The 23,131-nt window shown below is 63.7% G+C and carries 23 protein-coding genes; 11 read left to right on the plus strand and 12 right to left on the minus strand.

Annotated features, from left to right (window positions below; translation table 11 throughout):
• Positions 1-139 precede the first annotated feature (139 nt).
• Entirely contained in the window at positions 140-1,522 is a 1,383-nt protein-coding gene (purB, locus tag ABNU97_RS04400; protein ID WP_348765565.1) for an adenylosuccinate lyase, read from the plus strand.
• 17 nt (positions 1,523-1,539) lie between these two features.
• Positions 1,540-2,166, plus strand: a complete 627-nt coding sequence (locus tag ABNU97_RS04405; protein ID WP_348765536.1) for a nitroreductase family protein — start codon at positions 1,540-1,542, stop codon at positions 2,164-2,166.
• Between the two features lie 16 nt (positions 2,167-2,182).
• Here ABNU97_RS04405 and ABNU97_RS04410 read toward each other — a convergent pair whose 3' ends face one another.
• On the minus strand, positions 2,183-2,623 hold the full coding sequence (locus ABNU97_RS04410; RefSeq protein WP_348765537.1) for a thioesterase family protein: 441 nt from the start codon (positions 2,621-2,623) through the stop codon (positions 2,183-2,185).
• Positions 2,624-2,908: 285 nt separating this feature from the next.
• Here ABNU97_RS04410 and ABNU97_RS04415 point away from each other — a divergent pair, with 285 nt between their 5' ends.
• The 3 genes from ABNU97_RS04415 to ABNU97_RS04425 all read left to right on the plus strand — a co-directional run bounded on the left by ABNU97_RS04415 (position 2,909) and on the right by ABNU97_RS04425 (position 6,533).
• Positions 2,909-3,559 carry a TetR/AcrR family transcriptional regulator gene (locus ABNU97_RS04415; protein WP_348765538.1) on the plus strand — a complete coding sequence of 217 codons (651 nt, stop codon included), beginning with the start codon at positions 2,909-2,911 and terminating at the stop codon, positions 3,557-3,559.
• A gap of 13 nt (positions 3,560-3,572) precedes the next feature.
• Entirely contained in the window at positions 3,573-6,038 is a 2,466-nt protein-coding gene (locus ABNU97_RS04420) for an acyl-CoA dehydrogenase (protein WP_348765539.1), read from the plus strand.
• Between the two features lie 72 nt (positions 6,039-6,110).
• Positions 6,111-6,533 (plus strand): DUF3293 domain-containing protein, encoded by a 423-nt coding sequence (locus ABNU97_RS04425; RefSeq protein ID WP_348765540.1) that lies wholly within the window; start codon positions 6,111-6,113, stop codon positions 6,531-6,533.
• A gap of 289 nt (positions 6,534-6,822) precedes the next feature.
• On the opposite strand, the gene ABNU97_RS04430 is transcribed toward ABNU97_RS04425, so the two are convergent.
• The 3 genes from ABNU97_RS04430 to ABNU97_RS04440 all read right to left on the minus strand — a co-directional run bounded on the left by ABNU97_RS04430 (position 6,823) and on the right by ABNU97_RS04440 (position 8,110).
• A complete protein-coding gene (locus ABNU97_RS04430) occupies positions 6,823-7,098 on the minus strand; it encodes a SelT/SelW/SelH family protein (RefSeq protein ID WP_348765541.1) in 276 nt (91 codons plus the stop codon).
• Between the two features lie 2 nt (positions 7,099-7,100).
• Positions 7,101-7,544, minus strand: coding sequence for a thioesterase family protein (locus ABNU97_RS04435; RefSeq protein WP_348765542.1), 444 nt, complete (start codon positions 7,542-7,544; stop codon positions 7,101-7,103).
• A 125-nt stretch (positions 7,545-7,669) separates the two neighbouring features.
• Complete coding sequence (locus ABNU97_RS04440; protein ID WP_348765543.1) at positions 7,670-8,110, minus strand: DUF3015 family protein; 441 nt, start codon at positions 8,108-8,110, stop codon at positions 7,670-7,672.
• Positions 8,111-8,310: 200 nt separating this feature from the next.
• Here ABNU97_RS04440 and sufB point away from each other — a divergent pair, with 200 nt between their 5' ends.
• The 6 genes from sufB (at position 8,311) to ABNU97_RS04470 (ending at position 13,951) form a co-directional block, all read left to right on the plus strand.
• A complete protein-coding gene (gene sufB / locus ABNU97_RS04445; protein ID WP_348765544.1) occupies positions 8,311-9,798 on the plus strand; it encodes a Fe-S cluster assembly protein SufB in 1,488 nt (495 codons plus the stop codon).
• 82 nt (positions 9,799-9,880) lie between these two features.
• Positions 9,881-10,642, plus strand: coding sequence for a Fe-S cluster assembly ATPase SufC (sufC, locus tag ABNU97_RS04450; protein ID WP_348765545.1), 762 nt, complete (start codon positions 9,881-9,883; stop codon positions 10,640-10,642).
• Complete coding sequence (sufD, locus tag ABNU97_RS04455) at positions 10,639-11,967, plus strand: Fe-S cluster assembly protein SufD (protein WP_348765546.1); 1,329 nt, start codon at positions 10,639-10,641, stop codon at positions 11,965-11,967. The genes sufC and sufD overlap by 4 nt, the downstream gene beginning before the upstream one ends.
• A gap of 26 nt (positions 11,968-11,993) precedes the next feature.
• Positions 11,994-13,244: a cysteine desulfurase gene (locus tag ABNU97_RS04460; RefSeq protein WP_348765547.1), complete on the plus strand. Its 1,251-nt coding sequence runs from the start codon at positions 11,994-11,996 to the stop codon at positions 13,242-13,244.
• Between the two features lie 40 nt (positions 13,245-13,284).
• The gene (locus ABNU97_RS04465; RefSeq protein ID WP_348765548.1) at positions 13,285-13,605 is read left to right on the plus strand and encodes a non-heme iron oxygenase ferredoxin subunit; all 321 of its coding nucleotides are present in this window, start codon (positions 13,285-13,287) and stop codon (positions 13,603-13,605) included.
• A gap of 58 nt (positions 13,606-13,663) precedes the next feature.
• Positions 13,664-13,951 (plus strand): hypothetical protein, encoded by a 288-nt coding sequence (locus ABNU97_RS04470; RefSeq protein WP_348765549.1) that lies wholly within the window; start codon positions 13,664-13,666, stop codon positions 13,949-13,951.
• Positions 13,952-13,976: 25 nt separating this feature from the next.
• Here the strand turns inward: ABNU97_RS04470 and recJ are convergent, their stop codons facing one another.
• The 8 genes from recJ to surE all read right to left on the minus strand — a co-directional run bounded on the left by recJ (position 13,977) and on the right by surE (position 23,033).
• The gene (recJ, locus tag ABNU97_RS04475) at positions 13,977-15,701 is read right to left on the minus strand and encodes a single-stranded-DNA-specific exonuclease RecJ (RefSeq protein WP_348765550.1); all 1,725 of its coding nucleotides are present in this window, start codon (positions 15,699-15,701) and stop codon (positions 13,977-13,979) included.
• A gap of 62 nt (positions 15,702-15,763) precedes the next feature.
• Entirely contained in the window at positions 15,764-17,152 is a 1,389-nt protein-coding gene (gene thrC, locus ABNU97_RS04480) for a threonine synthase (RefSeq protein ID WP_348765551.1), read from the minus strand.
• A 16-nt stretch (positions 17,153-17,168) separates the two neighbouring features.
• Positions 17,169-18,482, minus strand: a complete 1,314-nt coding sequence (locus tag ABNU97_RS04485) for a homoserine dehydrogenase (RefSeq protein WP_348765552.1) — start codon at positions 18,480-18,482, stop codon at positions 17,169-17,171.
• Positions 18,483-18,516: 34 nt separating this feature from the next.
• A complete protein-coding gene (alaC, locus tag ABNU97_RS04490; RefSeq protein ID WP_348765553.1) occupies positions 18,517-19,728 on the minus strand; it encodes an alanine transaminase in 1,212 nt (403 codons plus the stop codon).
• Between the two features lie 208 nt (positions 19,729-19,936).
• Positions 19,937-20,857, minus strand: a complete 921-nt coding sequence (locus ABNU97_RS04495; RefSeq protein WP_348765554.1) for a peptidoglycan DD-metalloendopeptidase family protein — start codon at positions 20,855-20,857, stop codon at positions 19,937-19,939.
• On the minus strand, positions 20,854-21,429 hold the full coding sequence (locus ABNU97_RS04500) for a YqaA family protein (protein WP_348765555.1): 576 nt from the start codon (positions 21,427-21,429) through the stop codon (positions 20,854-20,856). The genes ABNU97_RS04495 and ABNU97_RS04500 overlap by 4 nt, the downstream gene beginning before the upstream one ends.
• A gap of 25 nt (positions 21,430-21,454) precedes the next feature.
• Positions 21,455-22,105 (minus strand): protein-L-isoaspartate(D-aspartate) O-methyltransferase, encoded by a 651-nt coding sequence (locus ABNU97_RS04505; RefSeq protein ID WP_348765556.1) that lies wholly within the window; start codon positions 22,103-22,105, stop codon positions 21,455-21,457.
• Between the two features lie 178 nt (positions 22,106-22,283).
• A complete protein-coding gene (gene surE / locus ABNU97_RS04510) occupies positions 22,284-23,033 on the minus strand; it encodes a 5'/3'-nucleotidase SurE (RefSeq protein ID WP_348765557.1) in 750 nt (249 codons plus the stop codon).
• Positions 23,034-23,131 lie beyond the last annotated feature (98 nt).

The following is a 23,131-nucleotide window of genomic DNA, read 5'->3' on the forward strand; positions in this document are numbered from 1 at the left end:
CAACCTCCGATCGCCCGGCGGCCCACCTGCCAAGGCACGGCGGCGGCCGCGGCGTTTGTGCGCTGGCAGCCCGCTCCGGCCCAGTGCTAAGCAGCCGCTGCGATCGACGGTTACACAACGGAAACACCTGCTCATGGCCATGCAACTCACCGCACTCTCCGCGATTTCACCGATCGACGGCCGCTATGCGGATAAAACCTGGGACCTGCGCTCGATCTGCAGCGAATACGGCTTGATCCGGTATCGCCTGATCGTGGAGGTTCGCTGGCTGCAGGCCCTGGCCGCGGAACCCGAGGTCGGCGATATCGAGCCGTTCTCGGCCGAGGCGACCGAATTTCTGGACAGCCTCGTCAACGAGTTCGATATCAATGAAGGCCAGCAGGTGAAGTCCATCGAGGACACCACCAACCACGACGTCAAAGCCGTGGAGTACTACCTGCGCAACAAGATCAAGAACGTCGAGGAAATCGCGCACGTCAACGAGTTCATCCACTTCGGCTGTACCTCGGAAGACATCAACAACCTCGCCTATGCGCAGATGCTGCGCGATGCCCGCGACGACAATCTGCTGCCGGCCATCGACCGCGTGATCGAGGCGATTTCGGCCCTGGCCGAAGCCCATGCCGATACGCCCATGCTCTCGCGCACGCATGGCCAGTCCGCCTCGCCCACCACGCTGGGCAAGGAGATGGCGGTGTTCGTGCAGCGACTCACGCGCCAGCGCGCCCTGCTGGCGGAAGTGACCATCTTCGGCAAGATGAATGGCGCGGTCGGCAACTACAACGCCCACTTTGCGGCCTATCCGAACGCGGACTGGCCGGGCATCGCCACCCGCTTCATTCGGGGCATGAATCTGGAAGTCAGCCCGGCGACCACGCAGATCGAGCCGCACGATTTCATCGCCGAGTTCTTCCATGCGCTCATGCGCGTGAACACGGTGCTGCTGGATTTCGCCAAGGATATCTGGGGCTATATTTCGCTGGGCTATTTCAAGCAGGCCACGGTCGAGGGCGAGGTGGGTTCGTCGACCATGCCGCACAAGGTGAACCCCATCGATTTCGAGAACGCCGAGGGCAATCTGGGCCTGGCGAACGCCATCATGGACCATCTGGCCGCCAAGCTGCCCATTTCGCGCTGGCAGCGCGACCTGACCGATTCCACCGTCCTGCGCAATCTGGGCGTGGGCCTGGCCCACGGCGGCGTGGCATACGCCTCCTTGCTCAAGGGCATCAACAAGCTCGAAGCCAATCCGGCCCGTCTCGACGCCGATCTGGAAGACAATTGGATCGTGCTCGCCGAAGCCGTACAGACGGTGATGCGGATTCGCGGCATCAGCGGCGCCTACGAACAGCTCAAGGCACTCACCCGGGGCAAGGTGATCGACGCCACCGCCATGCGCGACTTCATCGAATCGCTGGATATTCCGGCCGACGACAAGGCGCGGCTCAAGGCCATGCGTCCGCACGACTACGTGGGCAATGCGCCCGAACAGGCGCGCGCCATTCGCGGCACGCAGGGCTAACCTCGCAGGGCTGATTTATGGATGTATTCGAAGCCATCGCCACGCGCCGCTCGGTGCGGCATTTCGATCCGGACCATCGCATGGCCGAAGACGAGGTGCGCCAGCTCATGGAGCACGTGCTGCTCTCGCCCACGGCGTTCAATATCCAGAACTGGCGTTTCGTCGCGGTCGAAGATGACGCCTTGCGGGCCGAAATCCGCAAGGCCGCCTGGGATCAGGCACAAGTGACGGAATGCTCGCTGCTGCTGGTGCTCTGCCTGGACCTGAAAAGCTGGGCCAAGTCACCGGAACGCTACTGGCGCAACGCCCCCACGGCGGTGGCCGAAAGCATGGTCCGCGAAATCAAGCACTTCTATCGCGACGACGAATGCCTGCAGCGCGATGAAGGCATGCGTTCCTGCGGCATGGCCGCCCAGACCGCCATGCTGGTGGCCCGTGCCATGGGCTACGACTCCTGCCCCATGGACGGCTTCGACTTCAAGCGCGTGGGGCATCTGATCAACCTGCCGCCGGACCATCGCATCTGCATGATGATCTGCATCGGCAAGACGTTGAAAGGCGCGCATCCGCGCAGCGGCCAGCTCGCGCTCGACGACGTACTCATGCGCGATCGCTTCCCAGAAAGCGAGCACGACGCCGACTAGGCGTTGCAGCGCCGGCTTATTCCTCCGGCGGCACGGCTTCGTATTCGCGAATGCGCTCCCGAATGGTTTCGGGCACGCGCATGCTGGTCTGGGCGCCGAAGTCGAACCACACCACCACCGTGTTGTAGACCGCGATCACATCCTCGGTTTCGGCAAAGAACAGGCACTGTTCCAGCTCGAAGCTGCTGCGGCCGATGCGCTTGACGCGGGTGCCGATCTCCACATCCGCGGGAAAGCGCAGCTGCTGGCGAAAGCTGCAGCGCAGGTCGGCCAGAATCGGCCCGTCGCTGGTCTGCGTATCCCCGCCGTCGGAAATCATGTGGATATAGTCGATCCGGCCGTCTTCCGAGTAGCGGTAGAACACGGTGTTGTTCACGTGGCCGAGGCTGTCCATTTCGCCCCACTTCACGCGGATCGGCACGTAGTGAACGAAATCGGAACGGGTGGGTTGACGCATGCAGGCTCCGCAAGAACTCCAGATCGGTCGATGACGCGCCATTCGGCGCGCCCGACCCCAACGCGAACGCCGTCGCGGCACTACGCCAGGCCACGGCCACATCACGCCCCCGCTGCCAGCGGGGGCGCTATCGTCGCCCAGGCGCCCCGGTGACGACAAGCACCGCTTGTGTACGGCTGTTTCCTGTATCGGCCGCAGGGTGAAATTCTTTTCCATACGCTGGCGTATTGACACGCCGCCGCATATGCGCGAAGTTATACGCAAGTCTTATTGGTGCAGCGCCGCATGACGAAATCGCAGAAGGTGATGCTCACCGCCAACGATTGGGCCGAAGCCGCGCTCGACGCGATCGGTCGCCGCGGCGTCGAAGGCGTCGCGGTCGAACCGATCGCGCGCGATCTCGGCGTGACCAAGGGCAGCTTCTACTGGCACTTCCCCAATCGGGAAGCCCTGCTGGTGGCCGCCCTGCAACGCTGGGAAGCGCGTGAAACCGACGAAGTGCTCGACCGCGTACAACAAGAGACAGACCCTCGTGCGCGGGTGAAGCGGTTGATCACGGAAGTGAATACGTCGAAGAAGGCCAGCCGTATCTATAGCGCGCTATCCAGCGCGACCAAGCCGGCATTCGTGCGTGATTACGTCGAGCGCGTCTCCAAACGCCGGCTCGATTTCATCATCGACAGCTACGCAGCACTGGGCCTGTCGGCCGAGAACGCGCGCCGCTGGGCGCTGATGACGTTCTCGGTATTTCTGGGCTCGCTGCAGATCCGCCGGGATCTGCCGGATGAATGGCCGAACGCCGACGAGCCCGCGTTCGCTGAATACGTGCGGTTTCTGATGGTGAGCTTGATGCCCTCGGAGCTCGACGCCGCCAACAACACGCCGGCGCCGGATGTGCCGGAATGGCCTGCCCGCAGCGGCAGCCAAGGTTTTTAAACGGGAGGTTGTTATGACAGCTTTGATATCGATACTGGTCGCGATCGCGGCCGTCTGGACGCTGGCGTATGTCGGCGCGTCACTGGCGGTCTGGAGTGCTGCGGTCGTTGTTTATTTCGTGGCCCTGGCCGCGGTCGGCGCCATTGGCTGGCCCGGGGTTATCGCCGCGGCGGTGATCTTCGTGCCAATTCTGGCCATCTTCAATACCAAGAGCCTGCGCAAGAAGCTGGTAACCAAGCCGGTCTTCAAGGGCTTCAAGGCGGTGCTGCCGCCGATGTCGGACACCGAGCGCGAAGCGCTGGAAGCCGGCAGCACCTGGTGGGAAGCCGAGATGTTTCGCGGCAAGCCCGACTGGCAGTACCTGCTGGACTTCAAGCGCACCCAGCTGACCGCGGAAGAACAGTCGTTTCTGGATAACGAAACCGAAACGCTGTGCGACATGCTGGACGAGTGGGAAATCATGTCCGAGCTCAAGGACATTCCCGAAGAAGGCTGGAAGTATATTCGCGACAACAAGTTCTTCGCGATGCTCATCCCGAAGGAGCACGGCGGCCTTGGTTTCTCGGCAGTCGCCCAGTCCACGATCGTGGCCAAGATCGCCTCGAGCTCGCTGACCACGGCCGTGACCGTGATGGTGCCGAACTCGCTCGGCCCGGGCGAACTGCTCGTGCACTACGGCACCAAGGAACAGCAGCAGAAGTGGCTGCCCGGCCTGGCCGACGGCAGCGAAATCCCCTGCTTCGGCCTGACCGGTCCGGAAGTCGGCTCCGACGCGGGCGCACTCCCCGATACCGGCATCGTGTGCAAGGGCGAGTACAACGGCAAGGAAGTGCTGGGCATGAAGCTCACCTTCTCCAAGCGCTGGATCACCCTGGCCCCGGTGGCGACGGTTATCGGTCTGGCGTTCAAGCTGTATGACCCGGAAGGCCTGCTCGGCGACGAGAACAAGACCGAATACGGCATTACCTGTGCCCTGATCTCGGCCGACGAGCCGGGCGTGGAAATCGGTACCCGCCATGCACCGGGTGCGTTCATGAACGGCCCGATCTTCGGCAAGGACGTGTTCGTGCCGCTGGATGCCATCATCGGCGGCCAGGAGAAGGCCGGCGGTGGCTGGCGCATGCTGGTCGAGTGCCTGTCGGCCGGTCGCGGCATTTCGCTGCCGGCGCTGTCCTCGGCTGCCTCGAAGACGGCCTATCGCATGACCGGCGCCTTCGGTCGCATCCGTCGCCAGTTCAAGGTGCCGGTCGGCAAGTTCGAAGGTGTGCAGGAAGCCACCGCCCGTATTGGCGGCCTGAACTACAAGATGGAAGCCGCACGTATCTTCACCGCCAGCGGTGTGGATCAGTGCACCCCGTCGGTGGTCACGGCCATGGCCAAGTACCACATGACCGAGTGGATGCGTCAGATCGTCAACGACTCCATGGACGTCCACGGCGGTCGTGGGATTCAGCAGGGTCCGCGCAACTACCTGTTCGGTTCCTATCAGTCGGTGCCGATCGCGATCACGGTCGAGGGTGCGAATATCCTCACCCGCAGCCTGATGATCTTCGGCCAGGGCGCGATCCGCTGCCATCCGTTCGTCTTCCCGGAAATGGAAGCCGCACGCGAGGACAATCTGGACGAGTTCGATCACCTGCTGTGGTCGCATGTCGGCCATTCGGTCAACCGTGCCGCGCGTACGCTGACCTTCGGCCTGTCCGGTTCGATCACCGCCAAGGCGCCCGTGGACGGCGTGGCTGCGCCCTACTATCGCAAGCTCGAGCGTTTCTCCTCGGCGCTGGCGATCTGTTCGGACATCACCATGGGCATGCTCGGCGGCGAGCTTAAGAAGAAGGAACTGCTCTCGGCGCGTCTCGGTGACGTGCTCTCCGAGCTGTACTTCGGTTCGGCCACGCTCAAGTACTTCTACGACGAAGGCAAGGAAGAGCCGGAAGATATCGCCCATCTGCAGTACGTGATGGACGAATGCCTGCACAAGATCGAAGAGTCCTTCGACGGCTTCTTCCGCAACTTCCCGAACAAGTTCGTGGGCGGTGCCATGCGGGTGCTGGTGTTCCCGACCGGCCGTCGCCACAAGGGCGCGAGCGACAAGCTCATCAACGCCCTGGGCAACGCCATTCTGGAACCCTCGGCGTTCCGCGATCGCATGACCGCGAACATCTATCTGGGCACGAGCGCCAACAGCGCCACCGGCCGGATGGAGCGGGCCTTCAACAAGCTCGTGGAGGTCGAATCGGTCTACGACAAGTTCGCCAAGGCCGTGGCCAAGGGCGAGGCCGAAGGCTTCACCGTGGATGCACAGCTCAAGTCGGCCGTAGCCAATGGCGTGCTCACGGATACCGAAGCCCGCAAGGTCAAGGAATACGACGACCTGCGCTACGACGCCATCCTCACCGATGCGTTCACCAAGGAATACCTGCGGGATCCGGTGAACCACAAGCACGAGGACAAGCGTCTGGAATCGCGCGTCGCTTAGTCGGGAATCCCGGCTGACACGCGCACCGCTTCTGCGGTACAAGGCCCGGGTGGTTTCACCCGGGCCTTTTTCATGTCCGACGATCTGAGCGCCGCGTTCGAAGCGACCCACTATCGCGTTTTTCTCGATGGCCACAGCCACGTGATTCGAATCGGCTCCGCCTGCCCGCCCGCCGTGGCCGAGTGGTTGTCGCAACGCGCGCTCGTCCGTTGCGCCTGGCTGATCACCGCCTATAACCCCAACGCCCGGAAAGCCAAGCCCGCCGAGAACCGGGCCCGCGATGGCCTGCTACGCGACTGGGCTCAACGCCGCGCGCCGGCGTGGCTGGACACCGTCAACCAAGACCCGACCGGCCAGTGGCCGGACGAACCCGGCGTGCTCGTCGCCGGCGTCGAGGAACATGAAGTCCGCGCCATGGCATGCCGACTTGAACAAGCGGCGATGGTGCAGATCACAGCGAATGAACCCGCGGCGCTGGTCTGGCTGCGTGGCTGACAGGTCGTTCGCCCGGCTAGCGACTCCCCCGGTCCAGAAATAGATTATTCAATCGATGATTTTGCGGCTTATAACCGCGCCTGTGCGAAAGCACGCGCGCCACGTCCAGCCGTCGTGAAGCCATAGGATTAGGCGACGGACACCTGCCGGCGTTTGTCTTGATCGCGTTGAAAACAGCTGGCGCAGTCGGCTGTTCGGATGCCGGATCAACAGCCCGGCGCGGGTGCGCAGCGCCGGCTATGCCAGCGGTCTGGCGTTTTTGGTCCGGCGTGCTGCGCGTCTGGCCGCCTCAACGATCGGTGTGGCCCAGTCCGCGCGCCGGATCGATACGATCACGGATCATCTGCTTGATGGGCTTGGTTTCAGGGAAGCCGCCGTCGCGCTTGCGCGAGTGCAGCAGCTCGCCGTCGAGATGGATTTCGAACACGCCCGAGGCGGCCGGCACGATGGCGACTTCGCCGAGTGCCTCGCCGAAGGTGGTGAGCAGTTCCTGAGCCATCCAGGCCGCGCGTGCCTGCCAGCGACAGCCCGGACAGAAATGGATTTCCACACGCGGTGCGGCCATGGCTAGGCGTCGGACGCGGGTCGGTAGGCGTCGACGAACAGCTGTGGCATGCGGCGGGCGCGCCCGTTCGACAGCTTGACCGTAACGTAATGGGTGCGGGCCCGGAATACCGTCCGCCCGTCGCCTACGCGCCGAAACTGAAACGCACGCCACATGGTGAGCCGGCCGTCGTTTTCGGCAATCCAGGTGGCCACCTCGAGTTCGTCGCCCAGGTGGGCGGGCATGAGGTAGTCCAGCTCGTGGCGATGCACCACACAGGCCGCGTCCAGATCGACATAGCTCTGCCAGCCGATGCCCAGGGCTTCCGTGTGCTGCCAGGCCGCCTGTTCCATGAAGGTCAGGTAGACAGCGTTATTCATATGCTCGAGCCGGTCGATATGCGACGCATCGACTTCGAAGCGGGCCACGAACGGCGTGGCAATGTCCCAGTTGTCCGTGCGCGCCATCGCGCCAACCTCGCGGCAGTGGTTTTAAATCGCCCGCTAGCCTAGCTCGTGATGGCCTTGCAGGCCACACGCGCATAAAAAAAGCCGGCACGCGTACATGCCGGCCGCCGTGTCGCGCAGTGCGCTTAGCCTGCGGAAGCGAGCGCCATATCGGGCGGCGTGCCCATGACGTCGTAAAGGCGGGTCAGCCACTGGTCGGCATCGGCATCGGATGCGAACAGCGCCTGGTAGTTAGCCTGCACCTGCTGCTCGAAGGCCTGGGTGTCTTCGGCGTGCATCATGTACGCCAGCGTTTCCAGGTTCTCGCCCTGGCCGCGCGCCGCTTCACGCTTGATCATGGCCATTTGCGAGCCCACGAATTCGCGCCGTGCGGCATGGGTGCGCGCATCCACGTCGTTGGCGGTGTTCGTAGTGACGTTGCTGGTGCCCTGCACTGCGTTGGTCGTGGCATCGGCGATACGGGCCGTGCCGTCGACGATGGTGTCGGACGTAATCGTGATCTGCGAGCAGCCGGCCAGCGCCGTGCCCGCCAGTGCCAATGCCCCCAGACGAATCATAGGCCGCATATGGAACTCCCTTGTATAGATGGTGAGCGACCATTAAATCGATAAATCCGGTCGTCCGCAATATGTTGGCGCTGCCAATGTCTTGAAGACTTTCAATAGACCCCCACTATCATCGGTATCGGTATGGATGCCGCCGGGCGACCGCCGATTCACGTTATACTTGCGTCATTAAACGCGTAATTTCGAACGATCCAATCGCTATGGCCGCACATCAGGAAGACGTCGAAACACTGGTCGCCGAGCGCGAGTACGAAGCCGGCTTCGTTACCGACCTGGAGTCCGATACCGTCGCTCCGGGCCTCAACGAAGACGTGATTCGCTTCATCTCGGCCAAGAAGGACGAGCCGGAATGGATGCTGGAATGGCGCCTCGAAGCCTTTCGGCAGTGGAAACAGATGCGTGCCCCCACGTGGCCGCACCTGCACTATCCGGAAATCGACTACCAGAAGATTTCCTACTACTCCGCACCCAAGAGCGCCAAGGACAAGCCCAAGAGCCTGGACGAGGTCGACCCCAAGCTGCTCGAGACCTACGAAAAGCTGGGCATTCCGCTGCACGAGCAGGAAATGCTGGCCGGCGTGGAAGGCGCGCAGTATCCGACCAAGAGAAGCAACGTCGCGGTCGACGCGGTCTTCGACAGCGTGTCGGTGGCGACCACCTTCAAGGACAAGCTCGCCGAGGCCGGCGTGATCTTCTGCTCCATCTCGGAAGCCATCCGCGAACATCCCGAGCTGGTCAAGAAACATCTGGGCACGGTGGTGCCGCGCGGTGATAACTTCTTCGCCGGCCTGAACGCGGCGGTGTTTACCGACGGCTCGTTCGTCTACATCCCCGAAGGCGTGCGCTGCCCGATGGAGTTGTCGACCTACTTCCGTATCAACGCGGAGAACACCGGCCAGTTCGAGCGCACGCTCATCATCGCCGAGAAAGGCAGCCATGTGAGCTACCTGGAAGGCTGCACCGCCCCGCAGCGTGACGAAAACCAGCTGCACGCAGCCGTGGTCGAGCTCGTTGCCGAAGACGATGCCGAGATCAAGTACTCGACGGTACAGAACTGGTACCCGGGCGACGAGAACGGCAAGGGCGGCATCTACAACTTCGTGACCAAGCGTGGCGAATGTCGCGGCGAGCGCTCCAAGATTTCCTGGACCCAGGTAGAAACCGGCTCGGCGATTACCTGGAAGTATCCGAGCTGCGTGCTCACCGGCGACAACTCGGTGGGCGAGTTCTACTCGGTGGCGGTGACCCGCGGCATGCAGCAGGCCGATACCGGCACCAAGATGATCCACGTGGGCAAGAACACCAAGTCAACGATCATCGCCAAGGGTATTTCTGCCGCGCGCGGCGAGCAGTCCTATCGGGGACTGGTCAAGATCCTGCCGAGCGCCGACAACGCCCGTAACTTCACGCAGTGCGACTCGCTGCTGATCGGCGACAAGTGCGGGGCACACACCTTCCCGTACGTGGAAACCAAGAACTCCACCGCCAAGCTTGAACACGAGGCCACCACCTCCAAGATTGGCGAAGACCAGATGTTCTATTGCCAGCAGCGAGGCCTGTCGGAAGAAGACGCCGTCAACCTCATCGTCAACGGCTTCTGCAAGGACGTCTTCAAGGAGTTGCCGATGGAATTCGCCGTCGAGGCCCAGAAGCTGCTCAACGTCACGCTCGAGAACGCCGTCGGCTAGTCGTTACCGACAGCCCGGCACAAGAATATCGGGCCCGCGCCATGTGCGCGGGCCTGCCACGTTCAACCGCTAAAAACACTCTATGCTTTCCATCAAGAACCTACAGGCCGAGGTCGAGGGCAAGCCGATCCTGCGCGGCATCGATCTCGAGATTCCCGCCGGCGAAGTCCATGCCATCATGGGCCCGAACGGCTCGGGCAAATCCACCCTGGCCAGCATTCTCGCCGGCCGCGAGGACTACGAGATCACCGGCGGCAGCGTGACTTACAAGGGTAAGGACCTGCTCGACCTCGAAGCCGACGAGCGCGCCTGCGAAGGCGTATTCCTGGGCTTCCAGTACCCGGTGGAGATTCCCGGTGTGTCGAATCTTTACCTGCTGCGCGCGGCCCTGAACGCGCGCCGCAAGTACCGCGGAGAGCCCGAGATCGAAGCGATGGAGTTCATGCAGCTGGTCAACGAAAAGATCGGCCATGTCGGCATGAGCATGGATATGGCCAAGCGCGGCGTGAACGAGGATTTCTCGGGCGGCGAGAAGAAGCGCAACGAGATCTTTCAGATGCTCATGCTCGAGCCGAGCCTGGCCATTCTCGACGAAACGGACTCCGGGCTCGATATCGACGCGTTGAAGATCGTCGCCGACGGTATCAACCGGCTGCGCTCGCCCGAGCATTCCACCATTCTCGTGACCCATTACAAGCGCCTGCTCGAGCACGTGGTGCCCGACCGGGTGCACGTTCTAGCCAACGGGCGCATCGTGCGTTCGGGCGGGCCGGAACTGGCCGACACGCTCGAAGAGCAAGGCTACGTGAACCTGGAAACCGATAGCGAGACCGCCTCGTCATGAGCAATATCGCGCCGCTTATCGACCATTATCTGGCCGAGTACGCCCGTCTCGAGCGTGATCTGCCGGGCAGCGACGCGAACCAGCGGGCCCGCAAGGACGCGCTCAAGGCCTTCGCCGATGCCGGCTTTCCGGATACGCGCCAGGAAGACTGGAAGTACACCAGTCTGCGCCCGGTGGAAAAACGCCGTTTCGAAGCCAGCTCCGAGGCCGGCGACGTATCCCAGGACGCCCTCGCCGCCTTCCTGCCGGCCGATCTGGACGCTTATCGCATCGTGATCGTGGACGGCCACTTCAACCCGCGGCTGTCGTCGCTCGACGGCCTGCCGCAGGGCGTGCAGGTGCAGTCGTTTGCGCAGTATCTCAACGACAACGACGACGCCCGCGTGAAATCGTCCGCGATCGACGCGCAGCCGGGCAGCCTGTCCGACATGAACGCCGCGTTCGCTACCGATGGCGCCTATGTACACGTCGCGGCCAATGCAGCCGCAGACAAGCCGATCCACGTGATCACGCTCTCCAGCGGCGGCCACGAAGACCGCATGTCGCAGGTGCGTCATCGCTATGTGATGGAGCGCGGCAGCCAGGCCACGGTCATCGAACATTACGTGGGCCTGGGTGAAAAAGCCTACTTCACCAACGTGGTGACCGAGGCCGAGATGGGCCAGAACGCCCAGCTCACCCGCTGTCGCGTACAGCAGGAATCCGACCGCGGTTATCACACGGCCAGCTTCTTCGCCCACCAGACGCGCGACAGCCGCGTGTTCAACCATGGCTTCGACCTGGGCGGTCGCCTGGCGCGTACCGATACCCACACGCATCTGGTGGACCCGAACGCGGAAGTGCATTTCTACGGTGTTTACGTGCCGACCGGGCGTCAGCATATGGACAACCACACCTGCGTGGATCACGACACCGAACACAGCGTGTCGCGCGAAATCTACAAGGGCGTGCTGGCCGACCACGGACGTGGCGTGTTCAACGGCAAGATCCTGATTCGCAAGGATGCCCAGAAGACCGATTCGGATCTGAGCTGCGATGCCCTGCTGTTGTCCAACAAGGCCGAGGTGGATGCCAAGCCCGAGCTGGAAATCTATGCCGACGACGTGGTGGCCGCGCACGGCTCCACCGTGGGTCAGCTCGACGAGGACGCCGTGTTCTATCTCAAGAGCCGCGGCGTGGCCGATGACGGCGCCCGGGCGATCCTGACCTACAGCTTCGCCAACGCGCTGGTACAGAAAGTCGGCATCGCGCCGGTCGAGCGGTTCGTGGAAGCCGCGCTGCTGTCCAAGCTACCCGGCGGACAGGGCTACGCCGACCTCGCCTGAATACATCGGGTCAACCCGGAGGACTCATGGCCATTGCAAACGCTGCCGGACATAGCACATTCGATGCCGCCCGTTTTCGCGCCGATTTTCCGATTCTTTCGGAAGCGCTCGACGGCGGCATGCGGCTGTCGTATCTGGACAACGCGGCGACCACGCAGAAACCGATGGCCGTGATCAAGGCGAGCGACGACTACTATCGCCACGCCAACGCGAACGTGCATCGCGCCATCCATGCCCTGTCCCAGCGGGCCACGCGCCAGTACGAAGGCGCCCGTGATCGGCTCATGCGCTTCATTAACGCCAGCGCCCGTTCGGAGCTGGTGTATACGCGGGGCACGACCGACGGCATCAACCTGGTCGCCCAGTGCTTTGCCCGGCCGCGCCTGAAGGCCAGCGACGAAATCCTGCTCACCGAGCTCGAGCACCATTCGAACATCGTGCCTTGGCAGATGGTCGCCGAACAAACCGGTGCGAAAATCGTGGTGGTCCCGGTCGAGGACGACGGCAGCATCACGCTCGAGGCCTTCAAGAACAAGCTGTCCGAGCGTACCGCGATCGCCGCGTTCGCACATGTATCCAACGCGCTGGGCACGGTGCTGCCGGTGGCCGACATGGTTGAGGCCGCCCACGCGGTCGACGCCGTCACCCTCATTGACGGTGCCCAGGCCGTCGCCCATATGCCCGTCGACGTGCAGGCGATTGGCACGGATTTCTACGTGTTTTCCGGCCATAAGCTGTTCGGCCCGACCGGTATCGGCGTGCTCTACGGCCGCGAGGCTCTGCTCGATGCCATGCCGCCCTACCAGGGCGGCGGCGACATGATCGAAACCGTGTCGTTCGAGGGTACGACCTGGAACGAGTTGCCCTACAAGTTCGAAGCCGGCACCCCCAATATCGCCGGTGCTGCCGCGCTCGGCGCCTCCATCGAATATCTCGAAGACGTGGATCTCGATGCCGTGGCCGCCTACGAACACGGCCTGCTGGAACGCGCCACCGCCGGCATGCAGGCCATCGACGGGCTGCGCATCATCGGCAACGCCCCCGGCAAGGCCGCCACCATCTCCTTCGTGATGGAGGGCGTGCATGCCCACGATATCGGCACCCTGCTCGACGAATCGGGCGTGGCCATTCGGACCGGGCATCACTGCGCCATGCCCTTGATGACCCGCTTCGGCGTGCCGGCCACAGCCCGGGCATCGTTCGCCGGCTACAATAACGACGACGACGTCGATGCCCTGATCAAGGGTCTGGAGAGCGTGCAGCGTATCTTCGGCTGATACATACGACCGACCGAACAAGCAGTAACGAGAGCGAACCATGACCGATTGGGTGAATGTCGCCAAGGACGGCGAACTCAAGGAAGGCCAGTGTCGTGTCGTCGACGTGGACGACGTGATGGTGGCCGTGTTTTATCGCGAAGGCAGCTATTACGCCATCGAGGACATGTGTACCCACGACGGCGGCGAGCTCGCCAGCGGCGAGGTCGAGGGCTATGAAATCATCTGCCCGCGCCACGGTGCCCGTTTCTGTATCAAGAACGGCAAGGCGCTCACACCGCCCGCCTACGAGGATGTTCACCCCTTTCCGGTGCGCATAGAAGACGGTATGGTCCAGGTCTGCGACGATCGTTTCGACTGAGAGCGGCCGCTGGCGCCAGGCGCCGGCATCTGGCCGAGCTTACCGGGGGCAACAGGTCATGGGCGTACTCGTACTGATCTTTCTCGGCTGGACAGCGAGCCAGTTCGGGCGACCTTTCTTGTTCGCCGGGCTGTGGGCCCTTTTCGCCTTCTTTACCGGCATCGCTCTACAGGATGCCGGGCTGATCGCAGCCCTGATCCGGAGTGTGGTCGCCTTCGTCTTGGCTGCGGCCTACTTCTGGCTTCTTGATCGCTTTTCGGACCAGATACTCATCTGGCTCGCCATCCTCATCGGCGTGCCCGCGCTCATGTTCGTTTTCCAACTGCAGCTGCTGGCGCGTCTCTAGGCCGGCGGCTAGCGCGTGGCGCCGGTCAATCCGCACGAATTGCGTTGACGATCAGATTCGCGCTCATGCGCTCGCGGAAGACGTTGACCGCCAGCCGGTACACCAGTCGATAGATCGCCCCCGTTTCCAGTAGATCAGCCTGGTTGAAGACCATCGCTTCGATGCTGTGGTCGGCGTGTAGATGCCGCACTTCGAGCTTGAGATGGCGTTCGCCGACAATGCGCTGCGATACGACTTCGAACAGCCCATGAAAGAGCGGTTCCTCGAAACCGTTGCCCCAGGGCCCACTCGCCTCCAGCAGCTTCGCGGTTTCCAGATCGAGTTCTGCTGCGGCCAGCGAACCATCGGTGACGATATCGGGGCTGAGCATGTCCGGCGTCAGCCGCTGTGCGACGGTCGCTTCGAGCGCCTGCTCGAAGGCGTCCACCGCGTCCGGCGAAAGCACCAGCCCCGCGGCCTGGGCATGGCCGCCAAACTGATCGATCAGACCCGGATGGCGGGCATCGACGGCGGCCAACGCATCGCGAATATGCAGCCCGGTAATCGAGCGCGCCGAGCCCTTGAGACGGCCGTTCGCACCCGGCGCAAATGCGACCACCGGCCGGCCGTGGCGCTCGCGCAGCCTGGATGCGATCAATCCGACGATGCCTTCATGCCAATCGTCGCTGTGCACCACCAGCGCCGCACGCTCTGCCGGACTGCGCTCGAGCGCTTCCAGGGCGGCGTCGGCCTCGCCCTGCATACGCCGCTGTACGCTCTGGCGCTGGCGATTGATGGCCGCCAGTTCACTGGCGGTCGCACGTGCGCTGGCGGCGTCCCTCGCCCGCAGACAGGCGACCCCGATCGACATGTCTTCGAGCCGGCCCGCTGCGTTCAGGCGCGGGCCGACCGCGAAGCCGATATCGGCCGCATTCAGGCGGGCGGCATCACGCCCGGCGACCTCGATCAGCGCCGCGATGCCGGGTCGGGCCAGGCCACGACGAATCCGCCGCAGCCCCTGGCTGACCAGCATGCGGTTGAGATGATCCAGGCGTACAACGTCGGCGACGGTGCCGATCGCCACCAGATCCAGATAATCGCTCAGCCGCGGCAATGGGCGCTGCGGTTCGCTGCGCGCCACGCGCGCACGTACCGCGGCCATCAGGTAAAACGCCACGCCGACGCCAGCAAGTGCCTTGCCGACGAATTCGCAGCCCGGCTGATTGGGATTCACGATCGCCTCGGCGTCGGGCAAGGTATCGCCCGGCAGATGATGATCGCAGACGAGTACCCGCCAGCCGGCCCGCTGGGCCGCCGCCACCCCGGCGATGCTGGCAATGCCGTTATCGACGGTGATGATCAGATCGCCCGGCGCGCCTGCGCCGATGGCTTCCACGACCGCGGGCGACAGCCCGTAGCCGTGGCGCGCGCGATGCGGCAGAAAATAGGATACGCGTGAAGCGCCCATCGCTTCGAGGGCGTCGCAGACCAGCGCCGTGCTGGTGGCCCCATCGGCATCGAAATCGCCCACCACCACAATGCGATGGCCGCCCTGCATGGTCACGTCGACCAGTTCGCTCGCCGTATCGATACCGCGCAGGCCGGAAAAATGCGGCAGGCCTTTCAGGCCGTAGTCGAGTTCGTCCGCCGTGCGTACGCCGCGGCCTGCGTACAGGCGCTGCAACAGCGGCGGGCCAACGCCGGCCAGTGCTGGAGTGATGTCGGCCTGGCGCTCGACGATACTCGCCGATGAAGGTTCGTCGCGATTCATGATTTTTTCAAGCACGGCCGCGCACCCACACGACATGCAGCGCACTGCGCTGCCGCCGCTGGCTAGTGCCGATGTTCGGCCACGTAGCGCTGTACTGCCTTCAGCTCGGCCGGCAGCACGTCGTAACGCTCTTCGCGCGTCATCAGGTCGTGCATATTGTCCGGCAGCGGCGCGCCCTTGAAACCGGCCTTGACCACGGCCTCCTCGAACTTCGCAGGATGCGCGGTGGCCAGGGTGATCATGGGCGTGGTTTCGTCGGCGCGGGCACGCTGGGCCGCGCGATAGCCGGTGGCGGTATGCGGGTCCAGCAGCTCGCCGGTATGCTCGAAGGCCTCACGAATGACTTCCAGGATGGTGTCGTCGTCCACGCTATGGCTGGCGAACAGCTTGCGCAGTTCGGCCAGCGGCGCCTCGTGCAGCGACGTCGGGGAATCGGCAAAACGGGCCATCAGATCGGCCACCGCCTGTCCGTCACGACCATAGGCCTCGAACAGCAGCCGTTCGAAGTTCGAAGACACGACGATATCCATGGACGGCGCCAGCGTGGGCTTGAGCTCGGTCTTGGAGAAGTCGTTGTCGGTGAGGGTGCGATGCAGAATGTCGTTGGCGTTGGTCGCGATCACGAACTGCTTGACCGGCAGGCCCATGCGTTTGGCCATGTAACCGGCAAACAGGTTGCCGAAGTTGGCCGAAGGCACACAGAAGCTGACTTCGCGATGCGGCGCGCCTACAGCCACCGCCGACGCCACGTAGTACACGATCTGGGCCATGATCCGGGCCCAGTTGATGGAATTGACCGCGATCAGCTGGGTGCCCTGCAAAAAGCCCTGATCAGCGAAGCTTGCCTTGACCATGGCCTGGGCATCGTCGAAGTTGCCTTCGATGGCGATGTTGTGGACGTTGTCGGCCAGCACCGTGGTCATCTGCCGCCGCTGTACCGCGGACACGCGCTCGTGCGGATGCAGAATGAATATGTCCAGATTGTCGCAGTGGCGACAGCCCTCGATCGCGGCCGAGCCGGTATCGCCCGAGGTCGCCCCCATGATCACGCCTTTCTGGTCGCGCTTGGCCAGGAAGTGATCGAGCAGCCGGCCCAGCAGCTGCAGGGCCACATCCTTGAAAGCGAGCGTCGGGCCATGAAACAGCTCGAGCAGATAGTGGTTGTGCGACAGCTGCTTGAGCGGCACGACCGCGTCGTGCTTGAAGGTGGCATAGGTTTCGTCGATCAGGCGACGAAAAGTCTCGTCGTCGACTTCGCCGCCGACAAACGGCTTCATCACCCGAAAGGCGATTTCGCTGTACGGCAGCCCGGCCATGGCCGCCAGCTCGTCGTGCGAGAAGCTGGGCATATGCTCGGGCACATACAGGCCGCCGTCGCTCGCGAGGCCGGTGAGCACGACCTCTTCGAAACTCAGCGCAGGCGCCTTGCCCCGGGTGCTGATATATCTCATGTGCTGGCTCGGCCCGTTAATCTTCGAACTGGGCCACGCGCATGTGCACGATGCCCTCGCGCACATACGGCAACGACCGGATATGGTCCAGCACCTTCAACAGATTGCTTTCGCGCGCTGCCTTGGTGACGATCATCACGTGGGCGTCGTCTTCCTCGGTGGGCGGATCCTTCTGCAGGATCGCTTCGATGCCGATCTGCTGATCGGCCAGCGCACGGGTGATTTCGGCCATGACGCCGATCTGGTCGGCGACCTGAACCCGGAAATAATGCCCGCAGACGAAATCATCGCTGCCCACGATCGGCTCTTCGGTGAGCTGGTCGGGCTGGAAGGCCAGATGCGGCACCCGCCCTTTCGGGTCGATGCTCATGATACGAACGGTGTCGATCAGGTCGGCGACCACCGACGACGCGGTCGGCCCGGCGCCGGCGCCCGCGCCGTAGTACACGGTCGGGCCCACGGAGTCGCCATAGACCATGATCGCGTTCTTTTCGCCTTCGACGTTGGCCAGCAACGCCTTCTGCGACACCAGCGTGGGGTGCACGCGCAGCTCCACGCCCTTCTCCGCGCGCCGTGCAATGCCGAGGTGCTTGATACGGTAGCCCAGCTCCGCGCAATACTCGATATCCATGCTGTCGATATCGCGAATGCCCTGGGTATAGATCTTGTCGAACGACAGCGGGATGCCGAACGCGATGGCGCCGATGATGGCCAGCTTGTGGGCAGCGTCGATGCCTTCCACGTCGAAGGTGGGATCAGCCTCGGCAAAACCCAGGCGCTGGGCGTCGGCCAGCGCATCCTCGAAGCTCTGATCTTCGAAGATCATCTGGCTGAGAATGAAGTTGCCGGTGCCGTTGATGATGCCGGCCACCCATTCGATATGGTTGGCCGCCAGGCTTTCGCGCATGGCCTTGATGATGGGAATACCGCCGGCCACTGCGGCCTCGAACGATACCACCACGCCGGCCTCGTCGGCCGCGGCGAAGATCTCGTTGCCGTGCAGCGCGATCAGATGCTTGTTGGCGGTGACCACATGCTTGCCGTTGGCGATGGCGGCCATGACCAGATCGTAAGCCTCGGTGTCGCCGCCGATCAGCTCGATGACCACGTCGATATTCGGATCGGTGACCACCGCGTTGCAGTCGGTGCCGATCTCGATGCCAGTGGTCGCGCACTCGCGCGGCTTGTCGGGGTTGCGTACCGCGGCACGCACCACGCGAATCTCGCGCCCGGCACGACGGGTAATTTCCACGCCGTTGCGTTCGAGCAAATTGACCGCGCCCGCACCCACGGTGCCAAGCCCGAGTAGTCCCACGTTGACCGGTTGCACTGTCGTCTCCTGGTTGTATTCGCGCGCAGCGCGGCTACAGGCTGTCGATCAGCCCGTCGCGCTTGAACATGCGCTTGATGTTGCGCAGCGCCTGACGCGTGCGCTGTTCGTTTTCGATCAGGCCGAAGCGCACATGCGTATCGCCGTATTCGCCAAAGCCGATGCCCGGCGAGACTGCAACCTCGGCATCGGCCAGCAGCTTCTTGGTGAACTCCAGCGACCCCATTTCCAGATACGGCTCGGGGATCGGCGCCCAGACGAACATCGTCGCCTTGGGCCGATCGACCTGCCAGCCAATATCGTTGAGGCCGTCGCAGAGCACGTCGCGGCGCTTCTGGTACATGTCGCGGATTTCGGTCACGCAATCCTGCGGGCCGTTGAGCGCGGCGATCGCGGCTACCTGCACCGGCGTGAACATGCCGTAGTCGAGATACGACTTCATGCGTGCCAGTGCGGCGATCAGGGTCGGGTTGCCGCACATGAAGCCCACGCGCCAGCCCGGCATGTTGTAGCTCTTGGAGAGCGTATAGCACTCCACGGCCACGTCCTTGGCCCCCGGCACCTGCAGAATCGACGGCGCTTCGTAGCCGTCGAAGCACAGATCGGCGTACGCCAGATCCTGCACGATCCACAGATCGTATTCGCGCGCCATCTCCACGCAGCGCTCGAAGAACTCGAGTTCCACGCACTGAGTGGTCGGATTGGCCGGAAAATTGAGCAGCATCATCTTCGGCCGTGGCCAGGACTCCTTGATCGCGCGCTCGAGTTCGGCGAAGAAATCGGAGTCGGGCATCATGCGTACGTGGCGCACGTCAGCACCCGCGATCACCGCGCCGTAAGGATGGATCGGATAGGCCGGATTGGGCACCAGCACCTGATCGCCATGCTCGAGAATGGCGAGCATGAGATGCGCCAGCCCCTCTTTCGAGCCCATGGTTACGATCGCTTCGCTGGCCGGGTCCAGATCGACGTCGAACTTGCGCTTGTACCAGTCGCAGATGGCCAGCCGCAGGCGCGGCACGCCCTTGGAGACGGAATAGCGATGCGTGTCAGGTCGCTGGGCCGCGTCCGTGAGCTTTTTGACGATGTGCTCCGGCGTGGGCTGATCGGGATTGCCCATGCCGAAGTCGATGATGTCCTCACCCCGCGCTCGTGCCGCCTGCTTGAGTTCGCCGATGATGCCGAACACATACGGCGGCAAGCGCTTGATTCGCGCGAATTCAGATTTGGGCGACGGATTTGACATGATCGATCGGGTTCGGGAGCCGTGTCGGACTCGGTGACTCATACAGAGGAACAAGACAAGACGCGGCAGTTTGCCAGAATCGCGGTAAGGCGACTACCGATCGGCCCGCCGTCGCGGCGGCGTGTACCACCATTCGCAGACGTATTGCCGCACCCGCGGTTCGACACACGCTACGAGCCAGGTGCATCGGGCGCTGCCGCTCGCCGCGCTAGTCGGCGTTCGGCAACACGCTTGCGGGGTCGATCGGGCGGCCATCGCGGCGGATTTCGAAATGCAGCATCGGCCGATTCTGCGGCCCCAGGCCCATGTCGGCGATATGCATGCCCGCGGCTACGTCCTGGCCCTGGGATACCCGCGTATTGCGGGTGAAACCGTAGGCCGACAGATACTCTTCGTCGTGTTTGATGATGATGAGCTTGCCGTAGCCCTTCAGGCCGGTCCCGTTATAGACAACCCGACCGCTGGACGCCGCGTATACCGGCGAGCCCTCGCGACCGCCGATATCGATGCCCTGGCGCGTACGCTGGGCCGCATAGCCGCGGATGATCGACCCGCTGGCCGGCCATTGCCAGCCGTCCTCGGTCGGCCCGCCGGTACGCGTGGGCTGGGCGGCGGATTCACGGCTTGCCTCATTGATTTCGGCCTCGGCGGCCACGTTGGCTTCCTCGGCGACCGTTTCGGCCGGCGCGGGCGCGGGACTAGGCGGCGCGCTCGGTGTCGTACCGCGGGCGGGCGAACCGGACGGCTCGATCGTACGCGTGAGTTGCGGTGTCGAAGCCTGGATGGCTGCCTCCTGGGCGGCACGGGAGTCCTGCGGCGCGCGCGCGACCCGGGGCTGTCTCGGCGCCGGCGGTGCGGCTGCCTGCGGGCCGCGCGTGGGCCGGTTCGCACGTGAATAATCCAGCGGCGGATACGGGTCGAGCGACAGCTGCTGGCCTACTTCGATTATGTAAGGCGAACGCAGGTTGTTCCAGCGCGCGAGGTCGCGCCAGTCCATGCCGTAAGTGGCCGCGATCTTCGAGAGGGTATCGCCACGGCGTACGGTATACGTATCCGGGCGCATCGCCGTGCGCAAAGAGCAGCCGGCGAGCGCGACCGCGACCAGCAGCACCAGTGCCAGGCGCTTCATCGCAGCTGCAGTACGGCGATTACGACAACGATGACGGCGACGATAGCCCATCCGATCCAATCGATATATTTGAGCAGGCGCTGCTCGAAAACCGGCCCGAGAGAGCGTACCAGCCCGGCCACCAGAAAAAAGCGAACGCCGCGGCCGACGATGGAGCCGGCCATGAACGGCAGGAACGGCATCGCCACGGCGCCCGCGGCCACGGTGAACACCTTGTACGGTATCGGCGAAACGCCCGCCAGCAATACCGCCCAGAAGCCGTAGGTTTCGAACCAGTCGCGCGCGGTGCTATAGGCCGAATAATAGCCCAGCTCCTTGAGCCAGGGCAGCAACGCGTCCAGAAACAACGCCCCGATCCAGTAGCCGAGCATACCGCCGAGCACCGAGGCAACGGTGGTGATCGCGGCAAAGCGCCAGGCGCGTTCGGGGCGTGCCAGCGTCATCGGTGCCAGCATGACGTCCGGCGGGATCGGAAAGAACGAAGATTCCGCGAACGCAAGCAGTGCCAGAAGCGACGGCGCCCGGCGGTGGCCGGAGGCACGTACGACCCAGTCGTAAAGACGGCGAAACATCGGTGGGAACGTCCCCTAACGGCTATTAATGGCTGGGTTCATCGCTGCGCTGCTCGATCAGCGGTACGAAACTGACCGCATCCAGCGCCTGCTGTTCAAAATAGCCGCCATCGCGACGGACCACGATCAGACGCTGATCGCCGCTGGGGCCGACCGGCACGATCATGCGCCCGCCGTCGGCAAGCTGTTCGTAGAGCGAGGTGGGCAGCGTCTCGGCGCCAGCGGTGACCACGATCGCCGCGAAGGGCCCGTAATCGGGCAGTCCCAGCATGCCCTCGCGTGCCAGGCGTGCGCGCACGTTGCGATAGCCAAGCTCGGCGAAGCGTCGCCGTGCGCGCTCATACAGCGGCTCGATGCGTTCCACGGTATAGACCGCGGGCAGAATCTCGGCCAGCACGGCGGCCTGGTAGCCGCTGCCGGTGCCGATCTCGAGCACGTTGTCAGGCACGCCGCCGGCGATCAGCAGCGAGGTCATCTGGGCGACGATATAGGGTTGCGAAATCGTCTGGCCATAGCCGATCGGCAAGGCCGTATCGTCGTAGGCACGACTGCTCATGGCCTCGTCGACGAACTGGTGACGCGGCACGGTTTCCATGGCCGTCAGCACGTTTTCGTTATCGATCCCCAACTCGCGCAGGCGTTCGATAAGGCGCGCGCGGCTACGCCCCGAGGCCATACCGAAGCCACGGACGTGGGGATGTTTTGGAAGCCCGAATCTAGTCATGCAAGCGCTGCGTGTAAACCCCGACAAGCGTCCCCGACGAACGCCTGCACGCCGGTCCGGCTGCGCGTCGGGCGCTGTGCGCCCCCGCCGCGCCGAGCCCGGACTGAAGGCTTCGATGATACCGATCCGGTCAAAGCCGCCCCACCCAGTCACCCAGGGCGCCGAGCGCGTCGTGGCGGGTCAGATCGATCTGTATCGGCGTGATCGACACCTGGCCGCAGCTGATGGCATGAAAATCGGTGCCCGGGCCGGCATCGGCCTCGCCGCCGGCACGGCCGATCCAGAATATCGGACGCCCGCGCGGATCGCTGTCCTCGACCAGTCGCTCGGCGCGATGCCGGTTGCCCAGTCGGGTCGCGGCAAAGCCGGCCAGCTCTTCGTAGGCCAGATCGGGCACGTTCACGTTGAGGATCGTGTCGTTAGGCAACGGCTGGTCGATAAGCAGTTTGACCACCGATACCGCCACCCTTGCCGCGGTATCGAAATGGCGCGGGTTTTCGCCCACGAGCGAGATCGCCACCGCCGGCAAACCAAGAGAACGCCCCTCGGTGGCCGCCGCCACGGTACCCGAGTAGAGCACGTCGTCGCCGAGATTGGCGCCGTGGTTGATGCCGGAAACCACCATGTCCGCTTCCTGCTCGAACAGGCCGGTCGTTGCCAGGTGTACGCAGTCAGTCGGGGTGCCGTCGACGGCATACACGTTTTCGGCCACCTGGTTCACGCGCAGCGGACGTTCCAGGGTGAGCGAGTTGCTCGCCCCGCTACGGTTGCGGTCCGGCGCGACCGTGACCATGTCGTCACAGATCTTGGCGAGCGCACCGCGCAGGGCGCTCAGCCCGGGCGCGTGACAGCCGTCATCGTTACTCAGCAGTAATCGCATGCAAGGATTCGATGGAAAGCGAGGTTATCGACGCGTGCAAGCGCGCCGCAGGCTCGCTAGCATAGCCTAAATCGAGGCTTTCCTGCTTGAGTGAATCG

This window comes from uncultured Salinisphaera sp. (assembly GCF_964012375.1).
GTDB lineage: Bacteria > Pseudomonadota > Gammaproteobacteria > Nevskiales > Salinisphaeraceae > Salinisphaera.